Origin of the sequence: Lysinibacillus sp. ACHW1.5, assembly GCF_022014815.1 — a bacterium.
Taxonomy (GTDB): domain Bacteria; phylum Bacillota; class Bacilli; order Bacillales_A; family Planococcaceae; genus Lysinibacillus; species Lysinibacillus capsici.
In genome coordinates this window covers 3069278-3086274 of sequence record NZ_CP091777.1, presented here as the reverse complement: position 1 = coordinate 3086274, position 16997 = coordinate 3069278, and the positions used below count along the sequence as shown (strand labels likewise).

Sequence of the window (16997 nt, the reverse complement as noted above, 5' to 3'; positions counted from 1 at the left end):
CAATATATAACTCACATAACAATGAAAAGGTTTCATAAATAGGGGTAAGGAAGAATGCAGAAGAGGATTTAAGGTTAAAACAATGGGAACCATCTGTCCCCCTGTTTTAACTAATAATTTCAGCATTTAAGTTATAGCGCTTATTAAACTCATCAACGAAAATTTGTAAATCAATATAGGTTCCGATATAAGGCTCTGTTTCTTGATCGCGTAAGAACCCACATGTTGCCTTCAGTGATTTTGAAAATTCCAGTAACATTTGTTCGTTGTCAAGTTGCACATGAATCGCAAGAGAATGATCTTTTTTATTCACTTTAAAATACTTACCATCTATAATTCTCTCTAAATTTGTTTCTTGAAATGGAAAAACATAATCTTTATAAATAAGCTTCACAAGATCCCGCCTTTTTTACAATATTCGACTACATCTGTATAAGGTAAATCGCCACCAAAAATTGAGAGCGCACTTCCAATGGTTACATGAAGTTTTCCATGGGCTAATTGATTAAATTTTTCTAAGTCTTCGATTGAACGAACGCCACCTGCATAGGTAGTTGGAATAGATGTCCAGTCAGCTAAATCCTGTACCAGGCTTTCCTGCATGCCACCCTTTTTTCCTTCAACATCGACAGCATGTATTAACAGCTCATCACAAAAATCTTCAATATAGGCAATCGACGCAGCATTAACTTCGAAATGACTAAATGTAGTCCATTTATCTGTCATGACAAACCACTTCCCGTCACGCATCTTACAACTAAGATCGATGACAAGGTGTTCTTTACCAATTAATTGATTTAAACGCTTTAAACGCGCTAAATCGAGCTGACCATCATGAAAAATATAGGATGTGACAATGACATGCGAAGCACCTGCGTCAATATATTTTTGAGCATTGTCAGCCGTAATACCACCACCTATTTGCAAGCCTTGAGGATAGGTTGTTAAAGCGGATATGGCAGCTTCTTCATTACCAGAGCCTAGCATAATAACGTGTCCACCTGTTAAACGATCTTGGGCAAACATTTGTGCATAGTAGCTAGCGTCATGTTGAGAAATAAAGTTTTCTATAACTGCTTGATTTGTATATCCCAAAGTGCTGCCCACAATTTGCTTTACTTTGCCATCGTGTAAATCGATGCAAGGTCTAAATTCCAATAATTTCACAATCCTTCCGTGCAACTAATTCATATTAATCATAGCATGGAACGGAGGATAAAGGCAGAGAATTGTCATTTGTCGAAATAATGTAAAAATAACGAAGTGAATATATTTTTGTCTGCGATATTTTCATGTGGCTATGGTAAAATAAAAAGATTGAAAACTATAAGAAAGGACGGACCGAACATGACAGATCATTTAGATTTATTTGAACTCAATAAATTTTTTATACTCGGACGTCCGATCGTCTCTATCTTTCATAATGCGCAAAATATGTATTCGATTGTACGTGTGAAAATTCAAGAGACGAATTTGCAATATGAAGATAAAGAGATTATTGTTGTAGGTTATTTTCCCCCACTACAAATGGATGAACAATATCGATTTACTGGTATTTTAAAACAGCATCCTAAATACGGCGCTCAATTTCAAATTGAGACATTTACAAAAGAGGTACCAGCAACCGAGCAAGGAATTATTCATTATTTATCTAGTGATCTCTTTGTAGGGATCGGGAAAAAAACAGCTGAAACGATTGTTGAAAAACTAGGTGCTAATGCACTCCGTGTTATTTTAGAAGATCCCAGTGCCCTCGATGCTGTTCCACGTCTATCTGCTGAAAAAAAAGAAGTCATTCACCGCACCATTGAGCAAAACTTAGGCTTAGAGCGGGTCATGATTCAATTGAATGAGTGGGGATTTGGTCCACAGCTTGGGATGAAAATTTACCAAACCTATCGAACAGAAGCCATTGAATTACTGACAGAAAATCCATACCGCTTAATTGAAGATGTGGAAGGGGTAGGTTTCTTTCGAGCTGACGAGCTAGGTGCGAAATTGGGTATAACTGGTAAACACCCTGATCGTGTCAAAGCAGCGATTTTACATATTTTAAATACAGCAGCTTTATCGGATGGACATGTCTATCTAGACGCAGAACATGTTTTACCGCTCGTTAAGGAAATGCTTGAACAAAGCCAACGACAGGAGATACCATTCGAGGATATTTCTCAAGCCTGTATCGGTCTCCGTGAAGAAGGCAAAATTTGTGGTGAAGAGACAAGGTTATATTTACCGTCACTCTATTTTTCAGAGGTAGGGATTGCATCGAAAATCTTATCGCTTATCGAGCGAAATAATAAGGCTGAACATTTTAGTAAAGATGAAATTCGAAAAGCCATTGGAGAAACAGAGGAGCTACTCAATGTTACCTATGCAGAAACACAAGCGAATGCCATCGAACAGGCTTTAAATTCAGCTGTTATGATTTTAACGGGTGGTCCTGGTACGGGGAAAACCACTGTTGTACGGGGAGTTGTGGAAGTTTATGCAAAGCTTCATGGCTTATCCTTAAATCCAAAAGAGTATGCTCAAAAAGAGGAGCCTTTTCCGATTATTCTTTGTGCACCAACTGGACGTGCTGCTAAACGATTAGCCGAATCAACAGAGCTTCCTGCGATGACCATTCATCGACTGCTCGGTTTTACAGGGCAAGAAAAAGAGGAAGAAACAGAGCGTGAAGTGACAGGTAAGTTGATTATCGTGGATGAAATGTCCATGGTTGATACATGGCTTGCCCATCAATTATTAAAGGCTTTACATGAAGATGTTCAAGTTGTCTTTGTTGGAGATCAGGATCAGCTTCCACCAGTAGGTCCAGGACAGGTGTTAAAGGATCTATTAGCATCCAAGCAGCTACCAACTGTCGAGCTAACAGATGTTTACCGACAAGCAGAAGGCTCGACGATTATTGAACTTGCCCATCAAATAAAAAAAGGAACGATTCCACAAGAGTTAACAGCTAAAACCTCTGATCGTTCGTTTATAAAGGCTTCAGCCGATCAAGTTGCCAACGTTGTTACACAGGTTGTTAAAAGTGCTGTCGCAAAGGGCCAGGAAATCCGTAATATTCAAGTGTTGGCGCCCATGTATAAAGGACCAGCTGGGATAGATAATTTAAATAAAATGATTCAGGAGCTAATTAACCCAAATGATACTGGCACACGAAAAGAGCTAGTTTTTGGGGATGTCACCTATCGAATAAAGGATAAAGTGCTTCAGCTTGTCAATCAACCTGAAAGCAATGTCTTTAATGGAGATATGGGTGAGGTCATTAGTATTATTAAAGCGAAAGAGACGGTCGAAAAACAAGATTTACTGATCGTATCCTTTGATGGCATTGAGGTGACCTATCAACGAAGTGATCTCAATCAATTGACACTAGCTTATTGTTGCTCCATCCATAAATCACAGGGCTCTGAGTTTCAAACGGTCATTATGCCAGTGGTTAGAGGGTATTCCAAAATGTTACGGCGTAACCTTTTATACACAGGTATTACGCGTGCTAAAAACTTTTTGATTTTATGTGGTGAACCAGATGTGCTTGCGGATGGTTTACAGCGTACAGATGACCTTCAGCGTTTCACCTCTTTACGTGCAAGACTTAACCCAATGGAAATTGAGGAAGAACTTGTGGAAGTCGAGGCAGTGCCAGTAGAAAATGAAGGGATGCAGGAGCCGGTTTCCATTGAACCAAAGCTAACAGTAGAAACAGCCCCTTATATTCATCCAATGATTGGTATGAATGATGTCTCTCCATATGATTTTTTGGATGACTAAAATATATATTCCCGATTAGACTGTCTAATCGGGTTTTTCTAATTGATGTATCGTCACCTAATATTTGGACATTTCATATACTAGATGAGTACAAAAACATAGGGAATGTATAGGGGTGACAGCATGCCGATAATGACAGGGCAGCAGTATATTGAACGAATTGATGCTTTAAAAACGTATATTTCGATAGATGGGAAAGTCGTGACAGGAAAGGTGTCAGAACATCCTGCCTTTAAAGGAATTATCCAGAGTCAAGCGAAACTTTTTGATTTACAACATCAAGAGGCACTTCTTGAAAAAATGACCTATGAATCGCCAACTAGTAAACAGAAAGTTGGCATGTCATTTCTTCAAGTATTGACGCCAGAAGATCTTGTGAAAAGGCGCCAAGCGGCAAGGGAATGGGCATTATCTTCTCAAGGCTTTATGGGGAGAAGCCCTGATTATATGAATACAACATTAATGGCCCTTGCATCAGCGTCAGATTTTTTAAAAGAGAAGCCAAATTGTTTCCCAGAGCATTTGCTAAAGTTCTATGAGTATGCTCGCGAGAATGATATTACGATGACACATACCTTTATCGAACCACAGGTAAATCGCAAGCGCTTTTACTATGAGGATGAAGAAGTAACCATTGCAGCTAAAATCATTGGGAAAACAAGTGAGGGCTTAATCATTAAAGGGGCAAGATTACTAGCGACACAGGGTGGCATCACAGATGAGCTTCTTGTTTTATCGACAAATGGCTATGATGAAGGAAAAGGTTTCGGGTTTTCTATTCCAAGTAACACGAAAGGCTTAAAGTTTTTATGCCGGCAATCATTTGTAGGGGGAGATTCTACCTTTGATTATCCGTTAAGTGCACGTTTTGAAGAAATGGATGCAATCGTTGTGTTTGATGATGTAGTTGTCCCCTGGGAACGAGTATTTTATTACGAAAATGTTGAAGTAGCCAATCAATTTATGAATGTTAGTGGCTTCCAAGCGTATACTTTGCATCATGTGCTATCACGTCAAATTGCTAAGACGGAATTCATCTTAGGGGTTGTACAAATGATTGTGGATTCCATAAATATTGGGGATTACCAACATGTCCATCAAAAAGTGGTAGATGTCATCGTAGCATTAGAAACGATGAAAGCATTGCAATTAAAATCAGAAATTGAGGCACAAAGGGATTCCTTTGGCTTTATCAGACCAGACCAATCAACATTACAGGTCGCTATTCATATCTTCCCGAAAGTATATCCTACCTTTACAGATATCATCCAGCAACTGGGAGCAAGTGGATTAATGTCCATACCGAGTGCAAAAGCTTTTGCAACGGATGACGGTGATCTTGAACATTATTTGCAATCATTCAAAGACAAAGGAGAAGAGCGAGTAAAGAAATTCCGTTTGGCTTGGGATTTAACGATGAGTAGTTTTGGCACAAGACAGACATTGTACGAACGCTTTTTCTTTGGTGATCCTGTACGTTTATCTAGCCTGCTTTATCAATCTTATCAACGAGAGCATCTAGTGCAAAGAGTGGAAGACTTTTTGAAAAATGAATGATAGAAAGTTTGACAGTTGTGAAACTATCCGTTATCATTTACAGGAATAAAAAAATAAGACTCCCTTCGTTAGGTGAGGCTCCTATGCTGGAGATACGCTACTACCCAAAAATGTCGAGAGACGCCAATGGGTCAACAGAAATCATCGAAATAAGGTGTTTTTTAACGTAGCTGGACATATTCCTATGCCGCATAGTGCTAAAACTCAACGTTTGAAGGTAACAAGCATGCAATGTATTTTATTGCTATTTTTTTGATATGTGTATTCAACACGCCTTCATTCGTCGAAGGCGTGTTTTTGTTATGGAAGGAAGGTGATGAGAAATGGATAGTAGTCCTGAACCGAATAAGTATCATTTAGGCAAACGGAAACACATAAAAAGTCATCGATTTCTGATCACCGATGCAGACAAAGGGTGATTCAGGATGACCTTTTGTTTCCCTCAATAACAAACACGAGGTGAAATGCAATGATTAAAATCCACTATTATAATAGCTGCAGTAAGACAGTCCAACATGATTTCAATATGATTGATTTACAACTCCCTATTCATAACGAAGATTTATTATGGGTAGATTTATATGCTTATAGTTATAATGAATTGAATAATATAGCTGATGTATTTGGCTTTCATCCACTCGCAGTTGAAGATTGCTTACATGAAGGCTCACGTCCAAAAATGGATAGTTATGGTGATTATAAATTTTTTGTGCTCCATGCACCAATTTATAATGAGAAAAGTAACAATGAAATTACAACCGTTGAGTTAAATATTTTTATGGGACCAAACTATATTGTGACTGTGCATAAACAAAAGTTGCAATGGCTAGGAAAAATGGAAAATGTTTGTGTTAATAGCCCAAGATTTTTGGAAAAGGGTACTGATTTTTTATTGCATACAATTATTGACGGTATTACAGACGAATACTTCCCAGTATTAGAACGAATTCGCGCACGTATAGATGAACTAGAAGAAGAAATTTATGATTATCAACCAAAAGTGGTGACAGAGGAATTTCTTGCATTGAAGCGGACAATTATTTTAATTCGTCAGGCCATTATGCCACAAAGAAGAATTTTTTCTACAATCAATGGCCAGTGGAAATTTGATATTCAAGAAGAAAATATTCCATTCTATAAAGATTTGAATGACCATCTAGAGCGTATTGTCGACTCCACAGAGACATATCGCGATTTAGTGAACAGCACGCTTGATACGTATTTTTCAATTATCAGTGGGAAATCCATTGAAAAGCTGAATTTATTAACGGTCATTTCGACAATTATGTTACCACTATCAGTAATTACTAGTTTTTTTGGAATGAATGTACCTTTGCCTTATCAAGATACCCCTTATACAACTATTGCAATTAGCGCCTTCTTAGTTATCTTTACATGGGGTATGTGGATATATTTCAAAAAAATGATTGCTTAGTTAGTGTTAGTCATACTAGTACTAATTGACAGCGCAATAGATTTTTTTTATAATTTTCGATAGAAAAAGTAAAAACGATGATGGAAAAAGTACGTATTTGTGTGTGCACAAGAAAGGGATTTCTAGGCTGAAAAAATCCTCACAACAGCAAATGCCGAAAGCTACTCCAGAGTGCAGCTAATCCCTGCCGTTCACTGACGTTACAAGTGCTAAAGAGGTAAGTAAGGTTTTTACTTACAACTAGGGTGGTACCGCGAGACTAATGACAAGTCCTCGTCCCTTTTTGGGGATGAGGGCTTTTTTTATTTTCTTCGGTAAATCGCAGGATTCGTATCGTGATTTTACAATATAAAATAGGAGGAATTTATCCAATGAAAGCAGTAGATATTCGCCGTATGTATTTGGAATTTTTTAAAGAAAAGGGGCATCATCATGAGCCATCAGCACCACTTGTGCCAATAAATGATCCATCACTTCTTTGGATCAACTCAGGTGTTGCAACTTTGAAACCATATTTTGATGGCCGTATTATCCCTGATAATCCACGTATTACAAATGCTCAAAAATCGATTCGTACCAACGATATTGAAAACGTTGGGAAAACAGCTCGACACCATACATTCTTTGAAATGTTAGGAAACTTCTCTATTGGTGACTACTTTAAAAAAGAAGCAATTCATTATGCTTGGGAGTTTTTAACAGATAAAAAATGGATGGGCTTTGATCCAGCATTATTATCCATCACGATTCACCCAGAAGACCAGGAAGCATATGATGTTTGGCATCAGGAAATCGGTATTCCAGAAGAACGTTTAATTCGTTTAGAAGGGAACTTCTGGGATATAGGAGAAGGCCCATCTGGTCCGAACTCAGAGATTTTTTATGATCGCGGCGTAGAATACGGCTCAGATGAAAATGACCCTGAAATGTATCCAGGAGGAGAAAATGAGCGTTACCTAGAAATTTGGAACCTTGTGTTCTCTCAATTTAACCATAATCCTGATGGCACTTACACGCCACTACCAAAGCAAAATATTGATACAGGTATGGGCTTAGAGCGTATTGTGTCCGTCGTGCAAAATGTACCAACAAACTTTGATACTGATTTATTTATGCCAATTATTGAAAAAATCGAGGAGTTTGCCAATCGTAAATATAAACGACCTGGCGAAGTAGACTTAAATGAAATCTTTGGCTCAGATGAAGATATTAATACACCATTTAAAGTGATTGCAGACCATATCCGTACAGTAGCATTTGCTATAGGCGATGGTGCCCTGCCTTCAAATGAAGGCCGTGGCTATGTATTACGTCGCTTACTACGTCGTGCCGTTCGCTATGCTAAACAAATTGGTATTGAAAAACCATTTATGTTTGAACTTGTACCAACTGTGGGTAAAATTATGGAAGACTTCTATCCAGAAGTTACAGAGAAATGCGAATTTATTCAACGTGTCATTAAAAATGAAGAAATTCGTTTCCACGAAACATTAGATGGTGGTTTAGCTATCTTTAATGAAGTAGTGGAATCTCAAAAAGCAGCTGGTCATGATTACATCCCAGGAGCAGATGCTTTCCGTTTATATGATACGTATGGTTTCCCAATCGAGCTAACGGAAGAATATGCAGAGGAAGTAGGCATGAAAGTAGATCATGAAGGTTTTGAGGCAGCGATGGAAGAGCAACGTGAACGCGCGCGTGCTGCACGACAAGATGTTGATTCGATGCAAGTCCAGAATGAAGTATTAGCAAACTTAACGGTTGCAAGTGAATTTGTTGGCTATGATACGTTAAGTGTTAATACTGAAATCGCTGCAATGATCGTCAATGGTCAAGTTGCGAAAGTCGCTTCTGAAGGTCAGGAAGCATTGGTTATTTTAGCGAAGACACCATTCTACGCTGAAATGGGTGGTCAAATTGCTGATAGTGGTACTATTTCAAATGATAGCTTTACGGCTGTTGTAAAAGATGTTCAAAAAGCACCGAATGGTCAACCGCTTCATACAGTAGTAGTTGAATCTGGGGAAATGCATGTGGAAGATGCAGTGCAAGCAGTGGTCAATCGTGATGACCGTAATTTAATCATTAAAAACCATACGGCAACACATATTATGCAACGTGCATTAAAAGATGTGCTAGGTGATCATGTGAACCAAGCTGGATCATATGTAGGACCTGATCGTTTACGTTTTGATTTCTCTCACTTTGGTCAAGTTACAAAAGAAGAATTACAGCAAATTGAACGTATTGTAAATGAAAAAGTGTGGGATGATATAGAGGTCGTTATTGAAGAAAAAGGCATTGATGAAGCAAAAGCAATGGGTGCTATGGCATTATTCGGTGAAAAATATGGAGATGTTGTACGTGTAGTATCCATCGGAGATTATTCGATTGAGCTATGTGGTGGTATCCATGTTAAACGCTCTTCTGAAATTGGCTTCTTTAAAATTGTTTCAGAAGGTGGTATCGGTGCAGGTACTCGTCGTATTGAAGCTGTTACAGGAAAAGTTGCTTATGAAGCAGTAAAAGAAGAAGAAGCATTATTAAATGATGCAGCAGCATTATTAAAAGCAAATGCTAAAGATATTGTTACAAAAGTACAGGCATTACAAGCAGACTATAAAGAATTACAACGTGAAAACGAAGCATTATCTCAAAAAATCGCCAATGCACAGGCAGGGGCAGTTGTTGATGCCGCTCAAACAATTGGAGATGTGACAGTGCTATCTACAAAAGTGGAAGCGAAGGATAACAATCAACTCCGTCAAATGATGGATGACCTGAAAGCAAAAATGCCAAAAGCAGTCATTGTTCTTGGAGCAGTTGATGGTGAAAAAGTTATGTTATGTGCTGGTGTTTCAAAAGAATTAGTTGGTGGCAATTACCATGCAGGGAATATTGTGAAAATGGTTGCGGAAGCATGTGGTGGTAAAGGTGGCGGTCGTCCAGATATGGCGATGGCAGGTGCAAAAGATGCATCAAAACTTGATGAAGCACTACTTTCTGTGTATGATTATGTTAAATCCATTTAATTAATTCACCAAAACATGTTATAATAAAGAGAAATTGGAGATGAGCTTGTTTGCACATCTCCTTATTTCTGAAAGCGAGGTGCTGGTCATGAGTTCATTTGATCAAACGATGAAATTTAATTTTCCAGAAGAATCAATGGAACAGGAAGTCAAGCAGGTAATGTTGAAAGTTCATTCTTCATTAGAGGAAAAGGGATATAACCCTATCAATCAGATTGTTGGTTACTTACTTTCTGGTGATCCGGCGTATATTCCTCGCCATCAGGATGCTCGTAATTTAATTCGCAAGCTTGAGCGTGACGAAATTCTAGAGGAGCTTGTTAAATTTTATATCAAAAAGAATAACGAGGACTAGAAATGAGAATTATGGGATTAGACGTTGGGTCAAAAACTGTGGGTGTTGCTGTAAGTGATGCACTTGGTTGGACCGCCCAAGGTATTGAAACCGTAAAAATTGATGAAGCTAATGGTGAGTTCGGTATTGACCGTATCGCTGAGCTAGTAAAGGAATATACTATAACAGAATTTGTTGTAGGTTTTCCAAAAAACATGAATAATACGGTTGGACCGCGTGGAGAGGCTTCTGAAAACTATAAAAAGCTATTAGAAGAGCATTTCTCACTACCGGTCAAATTATGGGATGAACGTTTAACGACGATGGCTGCTGAACGTATGCTGATCGAAGCGGACGTGAGTCGCAAAAAGCGCAAGCAGGTCATTGATAAAATGGCAGCTGTGATGATTTTACAAGGCTACTTAGATAGCAAAAATTAATTGATGAGGTGACAATGCATGGCACACGAGCATAACCATGAAGAAGAACTACATGTTCAACACATTACAGTGATTGACGAAAACGGAAACGAGCAGCTTTGTGAAGTGATTCACGTTCATGAATCTCCAGAGTTTGGCAAATCATATGTGTTTTACTCAATGGTAGGCGCAGAGGAAGATGAAGATGGCTCAGTTGAAATCTTTGTATCTTCATTTGTACCATCTGAAAATGGTGAAGATGGTGAATTAACACCAATCGAAACTGAAGCAGAGTGGGATATGGTAGAGGACGTTTTAAACGCTTTAGAGGATGAAAACGAAGACTAATCTTCTAACTCAAAGCTTGGAACAAGGATCGCAGCTTGCAGTCCTTGTTCCTTTTTTATTGAAGCTTTTCTAATGTAGAAGGATTGTTAAATTGAAGAATGAATGCATTGTAGATGTGTGAATTTGATCCACAATTGTTGAGAAACGTTCATAAAGTTTGTGGATTCGCTTAGAAATAGAGTGTAACCGCTCCAAGCCCCACTCCAAACATCGAGAACCTGCTCAAAGGTAGAGAAGAAATGCAGGGAAAACTTGCTCAAAAATAGGAGAAGCTATTCTAAAGTGTCTAACCTCAAAAAAACGATTTAATAAATGACATCAAATTGTCATAAAGGAGGAAACAGAATGAATGAAGAAACGCAAGAATTTATGATCATTGGGAAAGATGGTAAGGAACAGCAGTGTCGTGTGGTCTTTACCTTTGATGCGGAGGACAAGTCCTATGTGTTATTTTCCCTTCTAGATGAAACAGGTCAAGAAATTCCAGGAGACCTTTCGGCGATGACTTTTGATTATGATGACAATACAGGTGAGATGACAAATTTACAGCCTGTTGAAACAGATGCCGAATGGGAAATGATTAATGAAGTGGTGTTAACATTACTTGATGAATTTGAAGAAGAACCACAGCTAATTACTGTGACAGACGAAGAAGGAAAAGATCAAGTGTGCGAAGTCATTCATACATTTTCATCTGAGCAATTCGGTAAATCGTATGTATTATATGTGCCAGCAACAGATGAACCGATTGATGAGCGTGATATTTTTGCAGCCCAATATCTAGCTGGAAATGAAGGCCAGATTGAAGAGTTATACCCGATTGAGTCAGATGAAGAATGGGAACTTGTAGAAGAAGTATTAAACACTTTATAGGATAAACTATTTCTAGAATGCTCAAAAATCTGCTAACGAAAGTTGTTGGCAGATTTTTTACATATGTAATTTCTCCTGAATTGTCGATTTCTGTTTGTCGTGAAAGTTGATTTCTAGTATGATATTGAATAGTGATAGGGGGGAAACCCGTGGATAACGGTTCAAAAAAACAAGAAATGTTTTCAAAAATGCAAGAAAGAAAATCTGAGGTAAAAATGGTGAGAAAAATCGTCGCAATTATTGCCATTGTTTTCGTACTAATAATTGGAGTTGTTGGTTTATTTGGGTACAATTATGTAAAAGGTGCTCTAAAACCATTAGACCCTAATGCAACGAAAACAATTGCAGTAGAAGTACCAATTGGCTCTAGTTTGTCCTCCATTTCAACACTACTAGAGAAAAAAGGTGTCATAAAAGATGCACGTGTTTTTAAATACTATGCAAAATTTAAAAATGAATCACAATTTCAAGCGGGAAATTATGATTTAACACAGGCAATGACATTTGATGAACTCATTGAAAGCTTGAAAACAGGGAAGGTATATCGTAAGCCTGTCTTTACGATGACAGTCCCAGAAGGCTTAACACTTGAACAAATTGGGAAAGTGATTGAAAAGAAAACACCGTACACACAAAAAGAATTTATGGATCTTGTGACGAGTGACACATTTGTTCAGCAAATGATGGCTAATTATCCTGAGCTAGTTACAGAGGCGGTTTTAGCTGACAATATTCGCTATGACTTAGAGGGCTATTTATATCCAGCTACGTATTCTTATTATGAGGAAAAACCATCCTTACAAGCGATTGTAGAAGAGATGATAGCAGCCATGAACAATGTGGTGAAGAACTATAGTGATGTATTAGCTGAAAAACAAATGTCCGTACATCAGCTGTTAACATTTGCTTCATTATTGGAAGAAGAAGCGACTGCTCAAACGGATCGAGAGACTATTGCAAGTGTCTTCTATAATCGAATCAATGAAGGGATGCCACTCCAAACCGACCCAACCGTACTCTATGCACTGGGTGATCACAAGGATCGTGTTCTATATGAGGATTTAGAAGTGGATAATGCCTATAACACATACAAAAATAAAGGTCTACCACCTGGTCCAATAGCGGGTGCAGGTAAAACCTCGATTGAGGCATCATTAAATCCAAGTCAAACAGATTATTTCTACTTCCTAGCAGATAAAGAGGGTGTCAACCACTTCTCAAAAACCTATGATGAGCATTTGCAGAAGGTAGAAAAATATTTACGAAAAGAAGAGTAAACGTATAGGAAGAACAAAAATCATATAGCAAACAGATGGATAGAAGGAAAGAAAAATAGCTTTCCTTCTATTTTCATGCTATTATAAAGTGTGATTTTTGATCAATCCGTTCATTTATGCGGGACAAATATGCGTGGTGGCAATTGTTTGAGCATATCGAAGCAATTGCTCATTTTTGTATGGCAAAGTACCAAGACATCACGTTTGGTCTTTTTCTTTTTGTTGATAAATGATGAAGTACAGACAACGGCAAACGCTCGTTGCCTTTTAAATGAGGGTGGAAACAATGGAATTATCAGATGCATATATACAATCATTTATACAGCCACGTAATGAATTGCTTTTAGAAATGGAAGCATATGCGGAGGAGCATCACGTACCGATCATGCAACTAGCAGGTATTGATGCATTAAATCAACTGTTGCGTATTCAGAATCCGTCAAAAATTTTAGAGATAGGTACAGCAATTGGTTACTCTGCTATTCGTATGGCAGAGGCATTGCCTCATGTCCAAATTGTTACAATTGAACGTGATCAAGATCGTGTAGCAAGGGCAAAAGCCTATATTAAACGTTCGACTGTATCAGATCGAATTACGGTCATTGAGGGTGACGCTTTAGAAGTGGATGACGAGGCTATTAACACAACATTCGATGCGGTCTTTATTGATGCTGCGAAGGGACAATACCAACGCTTTTTTGAAAAATATGCACCTTTAGTAAAATCAGGTGGGGTATTGTATATCGATAATATGTACATGCATGGTTTGTCTGATTTAGAGTTGAAGGATGTTCCACGTCGTAAGCGAACAATGATTCGCAATTTAAAAAACTTCACGGATTGGATTATGCAGCACCCGGAGTATACAAGTGCTTTTTTACCAGTCGGTGATGGTTTATTACTATGTTTGAAGAGGTGACTACTATGAAAAAACCAGAATTGCTTGTGACACCACAATCATTAGAACATATAAAAGCACTTTTAGTTGCTGGAGCAGATGCTTTTGTTATTGGTGAACAACAATTTGGTCTACGTCTAGCAGGAGAGTTCTCAGTTGAAGAAGTAGAACAAGCGACAAAGCTTATACACGAAGCGGGTAAAAAGGTATATGTTGCAGTCAATGCACTTTTCCATAATGAGAAACTAGAGGCACTTGCTGATTATGTAAAAGAAATGCAACGTATCGGTGTGGACCGTTTAATTTACGGTGATCCAGCGGTACTCATTATTCGCAGAGAGCAAGGTGTTACGATCCCGTTACATTGGAATCCAGAAACGACAGCTACAAACTGGTTTACGGCTAATTACTGGGGGCAACGTGGTGCAACGCGTGCTGTGTTAGCGCGTGAGCTTTCTCTTGATGAAGTATTAGAAATTAAAGAAAATACCGAGATGGAAATTGAAGTACAAGTACATGGCATGACATGTATGTTCCAATCAAAACGTCCATTACTCGGCCATTATTTCTTATATCAAGATAAAGTAATGGCGATTGAAAATCGCCAAGAAAATCGTAATATGTTCCTACATGATGATGAACGAAATAATAAGTATCCAATATATGAAGATGTAAATGGTACACATATTTTCAGTCCAAATGATATGTGTATTATTGATGAACTAGGCGAATTATTTGAAGGTGGCATCGATGCTCTAAAAATTGAAGGTGTTCTTCAAACGCCAGACTATGTAGTCGCAGTAACAGAAGCTTATCGAAAAGCGATCGATACGTATTTTGACGAATCAGAAGAGGCATATGAAGAAATAAAAGACGATTTATTAGCAAAAATTGAAGATATGCAACCAGCTATTAGACCATTAGATACAGGCTTTATCTTTAAGGAAACAGTTTACTAGGAGGGGACAATAACATGGCATTAGCGTTAGAGCAAAATGACAAAATCCGTGAGATTGTCAACGGTAAACGTGTCATTACTAAAAAACCAGAGCTACTTGCTCCAGCGGGTAGTTTAGAGAAATTAAAAATAGCTGTCCATTACGGAGCAGATGCTGTATTTATCGGTGGGCGAGAGTTTGGTCTACGATCGAATGCGGATAACTTTTCAATTGAAGAGATGCGTGAAGGTGTAGAATTTGCCAATCAATATGGTGCGAAAATATATGTAACAACAAATATTTTTGCCCACAATGAAAATATGGATGGCTTAGAGCGTTACTTAAAGGATATTGAATCAGTCGGCGTAACTGGTATTATTGTAGCAGACCCGCTCATTATTGAAACATGTCGTACAGCAGCACCTAAGCTTGAAATTCACCTTTCTACTCAGCAATCATTGTCCAACTGGAAGGCCGTGCAGTACTGGAAAGAAGAAGGTTTACATCGTGTTGTATTAGCACGTGAAGTGGGCGGAGAAGAAATGAAGCTGATGAAGGAAAAGGTCGACATTGAAATTGAGGCCTTTGTTCATGGAGCAATGTGTATTGCCTACTCTGGTCGTTGCGTTCTTTCTAATCATATGACGGCTCGTGACTCAAACCGAGGGGGATGCTGCCAATCATGCCGTTGGGACTACGATCTATATGAATTAGAAGATGGTGAAGAAAAAGCACTTTTCGATGAGAGTCATGCACCATTTGCGATGAGTCCAAAAGATTTAAAATTAATTGAAGCGATTCCTCATATGATTGAGCTAGGTATCGACTCGTTAAAAGTTGAAGGTCGTATGAAATCCATTCACTATGTAGCGACAGTTGTTTCTGTGTACCGTAAAGTGATTGATGCTTATTGTGCAGATCCTGATAACTTTAAAATTAAACGTGAATGGCTAGAGGAATTAGACAAATGTGCTAACCGTGATACGGCTGAAGCATTCTTCCATGATGCACCTGGCTTTGAGGAGCAGATGTTTGGTGTGCATGGTCGTAAAACAACCTATGAATTTGCTGGACTTATTTTAGAGCATGATCCAGAGACAAAAATAGTGACAATGCAACAGCGTAATTATTTTAAACCTGGTGACGAAGTAGAATTCTTTGGTCCTGAAATTGAGAATTTCCGTTTAACAATGGGTGAAATTTGGGACGAGGATGGCAATAGCCTAGATGCAGCTCGTCATCCATTACAAATTGTCAAATTTAAATGTGATACACCATTGAAGCCGCATAACATGATGCGAAAGGAGAATAACTAATGGCAGTGAAGCGTCCTGTTGTCATCGGAATCGCAGGTGGCTCATGCTCGGGAAAAACGAGCGTGACGCGTGCCATTTATGATGTTTTCCGTGAGCATTCTGTTGTGGTAATTGAACAAGATTTTTATTATAAGGATCAAAGTCATTTAACATTTGAAGAACGCTTAGGAACTAACTACGATCATCCGTTAGCTTTCGATAATGATTTATTAATTGAGCACATAAAAAAGTTGTTAGTGCGTCAACCAATTGAAAAACCTGTGTATGATTACGTCCAGCATACAAGGGCAGAAGAAGTTATACACGTTGAACCAGTAGATGTTATTATACTAGAAGGTATTCTAGTCTTAGAGGATGCTGATTTACGTGATTTAATGGATATTAAATTATTTGTGGATACAGATTCAGATTTACGTATTATTCGCCGCATTATGCGTGATATTAAAGAGCGTGGACGTACAACGGATTCGGTGATTGAGCAGTATTTATCAGCGGTTCGACCGATGCATAATTTATTTATTGAACCAACGAAACGTTATGCTGATATCATTATTCCTGAAGGTGGGGATAATGAGGTGGCGATTGATTTAATGGTAACGAAAATTAAAACTATTCTTGAAACCGACAACGTATTGTAATAAGATAGAGTGGTATTGACAATATTTACATGCATATTTTGAAAAAGCATGCATACTATTAGGTCAAAGCGTAATTTGAAAACGTTTAAAAATAATAAAATTCGATTAGATGCATCTTCCATGCATTTAGTCGAGTTTTATGTTTTTATATT

The 16997-nt window shown here is 38.2% G+C and carries 15 protein-coding genes, 1 riboswitch and 1 other annotated feature; of the genes, 13 read left to right on the top strand and 2 right to left on the bottom strand.

What is annotated here, in order from left to right; translation table 11 throughout:
- Nucleotides 1-106: 106 nt before the first annotated feature.
- The gene (locus L6W14_RS15395; protein ID WP_048392136.1) at nt 107-394 is read right to left on the bottom strand and encodes a hypothetical protein; all 288 of its coding nucleotides are present in this window, start codon (nt 392-394) and stop codon (nt 107-109) included.
- Entirely contained in the window at nt 391-1158 is a 768-nt protein-coding gene (hisA, locus tag L6W14_RS15390; RefSeq protein WP_237898287.1) for a phosphoribosylformimino-5-aminoimidazole carboxamide ribotide isomerase, read from the bottom strand. Before hisA ends, L6W14_RS15395 begins: the two co-directional genes overlap by 4 nt.
- A gap of 189 nt (nt 1159-1347) precedes the next feature.
- Here hisA and L6W14_RS15385 point away from each other — a divergent pair, with 189 nt between their 5' ends.
- From L6W14_RS15385 to udk, 13 genes are all read left to right on the top strand, one after another.
- Nucleotides 1348-3780: an SF1B family DNA helicase RecD2 gene (locus L6W14_RS15385; RefSeq protein WP_237898286.1), complete on the top strand. Its 2433-nt coding sequence runs from the start codon at nt 1348-1350 to the stop codon at nt 3778-3780.
- Nucleotides 3781-3903: 123 nt separating this feature from the next.
- Entirely contained in the window at nt 3904-5337 is a 1434-nt protein-coding gene (hpaB, locus tag L6W14_RS15380) for a 4-hydroxyphenylacetate 3-monooxygenase, oxygenase component (protein ID WP_131520514.1), read from the top strand.
- A 57-nt stretch (nt 5338-5394) separates the two neighbouring features.
- A riboswitch (M-box (ykoK) riboswitch) is annotated at nt 5395-5560 on the top strand.
- A 246-nt stretch (nt 5561-5806) separates the two neighbouring features.
- Nucleotides 5807-6772: a magnesium/cobalt transporter CorA gene (gene corA / locus L6W14_RS15375; RefSeq protein ID WP_131520515.1), complete on the top strand. Its 966-nt coding sequence runs from the start codon at nt 5807-5809 to the stop codon at nt 6770-6772.
- A gap of 68 nt (nt 6773-6840) precedes the next feature.
- Nucleotides 6841-7056, top strand: a binding site (T-box leader).
- A gap of 87 nt (nt 7057-7143) precedes the next feature.
- A complete protein-coding gene (alaS, locus tag L6W14_RS15370) occupies nt 7144-9804 on the top strand; it encodes an alanine--tRNA ligase (protein ID WP_115674134.1) in 2661 nt (886 codons plus the stop codon).
- Between the two features lie 88 nt (nt 9805-9892).
- Nucleotides 9893-10159, top strand: coding sequence for an IreB family regulatory phosphoprotein (locus tag L6W14_RS15365; protein WP_004226839.1), 267 nt, complete (start codon nt 9893-9895; stop codon nt 10157-10159).
- Nucleotides 10160-10161: 2 nt separating this feature from the next.
- Nucleotides 10162-10578 carry a Holliday junction resolvase RuvX gene (gene ruvX / locus L6W14_RS15360; RefSeq protein ID WP_004226840.1) on the top strand — a complete coding sequence of 139 codons (417 nt, stop codon included), beginning with the start codon at nt 10162-10164 and terminating at the stop codon, nt 10576-10578.
- 18 nt (nt 10579-10596) lie between these two features.
- The gene (locus L6W14_RS15355) at nt 10597-10905 is read left to right on the top strand and encodes a DUF1292 domain-containing protein (protein WP_004226842.1); all 309 of its coding nucleotides are present in this window, start codon (nt 10597-10599) and stop codon (nt 10903-10905) included.
- A 345-nt stretch (nt 10906-11250) separates the two neighbouring features.
- Nucleotides 11251-11778, top strand: a complete 528-nt coding sequence (locus L6W14_RS15350; protein ID WP_237898285.1) for a DUF1292 domain-containing protein — start codon at nt 11251-11253, stop codon at nt 11776-11778.
- 149 nt (nt 11779-11927) lie between these two features.
- On the top strand, nt 11928-13055 hold the full coding sequence (gene mltG, locus L6W14_RS15345) for an endolytic transglycosylase MltG (protein WP_048392143.1): 1128 nt from the start codon (nt 11928-11930) through the stop codon (nt 13053-13055).
- 286 nt (nt 13056-13341) lie between these two features.
- Nucleotides 13342-13974 (top strand): O-methyltransferase, encoded by a 633-nt coding sequence (locus tag L6W14_RS15340; protein ID WP_131520517.1) that lies wholly within the window; start codon nt 13342-13344, stop codon nt 13972-13974.
- A 5-nt stretch (nt 13975-13979) separates the two neighbouring features.
- The gene (locus L6W14_RS15335) at nt 13980-14912 is read left to right on the top strand and encodes a peptidase U32 family protein (protein ID WP_131520518.1); all 933 of its coding nucleotides are present in this window, start codon (nt 13980-13982) and stop codon (nt 14910-14912) included.
- 14 nt (nt 14913-14926) lie between these two features.
- Nucleotides 14927-16207: a peptidase U32 family protein gene (locus tag L6W14_RS15330; RefSeq protein ID WP_054550066.1), complete on the top strand. Its 1281-nt coding sequence runs from the start codon at nt 14927-14929 to the stop codon at nt 16205-16207.
- Nucleotides 16207-16845: a uridine kinase gene (udk, locus tag L6W14_RS15325; RefSeq protein ID WP_004226858.1), complete on the top strand. Its 639-nt coding sequence runs from the start codon at nt 16207-16209 to the stop codon at nt 16843-16845. The genes L6W14_RS15330 and udk overlap by 1 nt, the downstream gene beginning before the upstream one ends.
- Nucleotides 16846-16997: the final 152 nt, after the last annotated feature.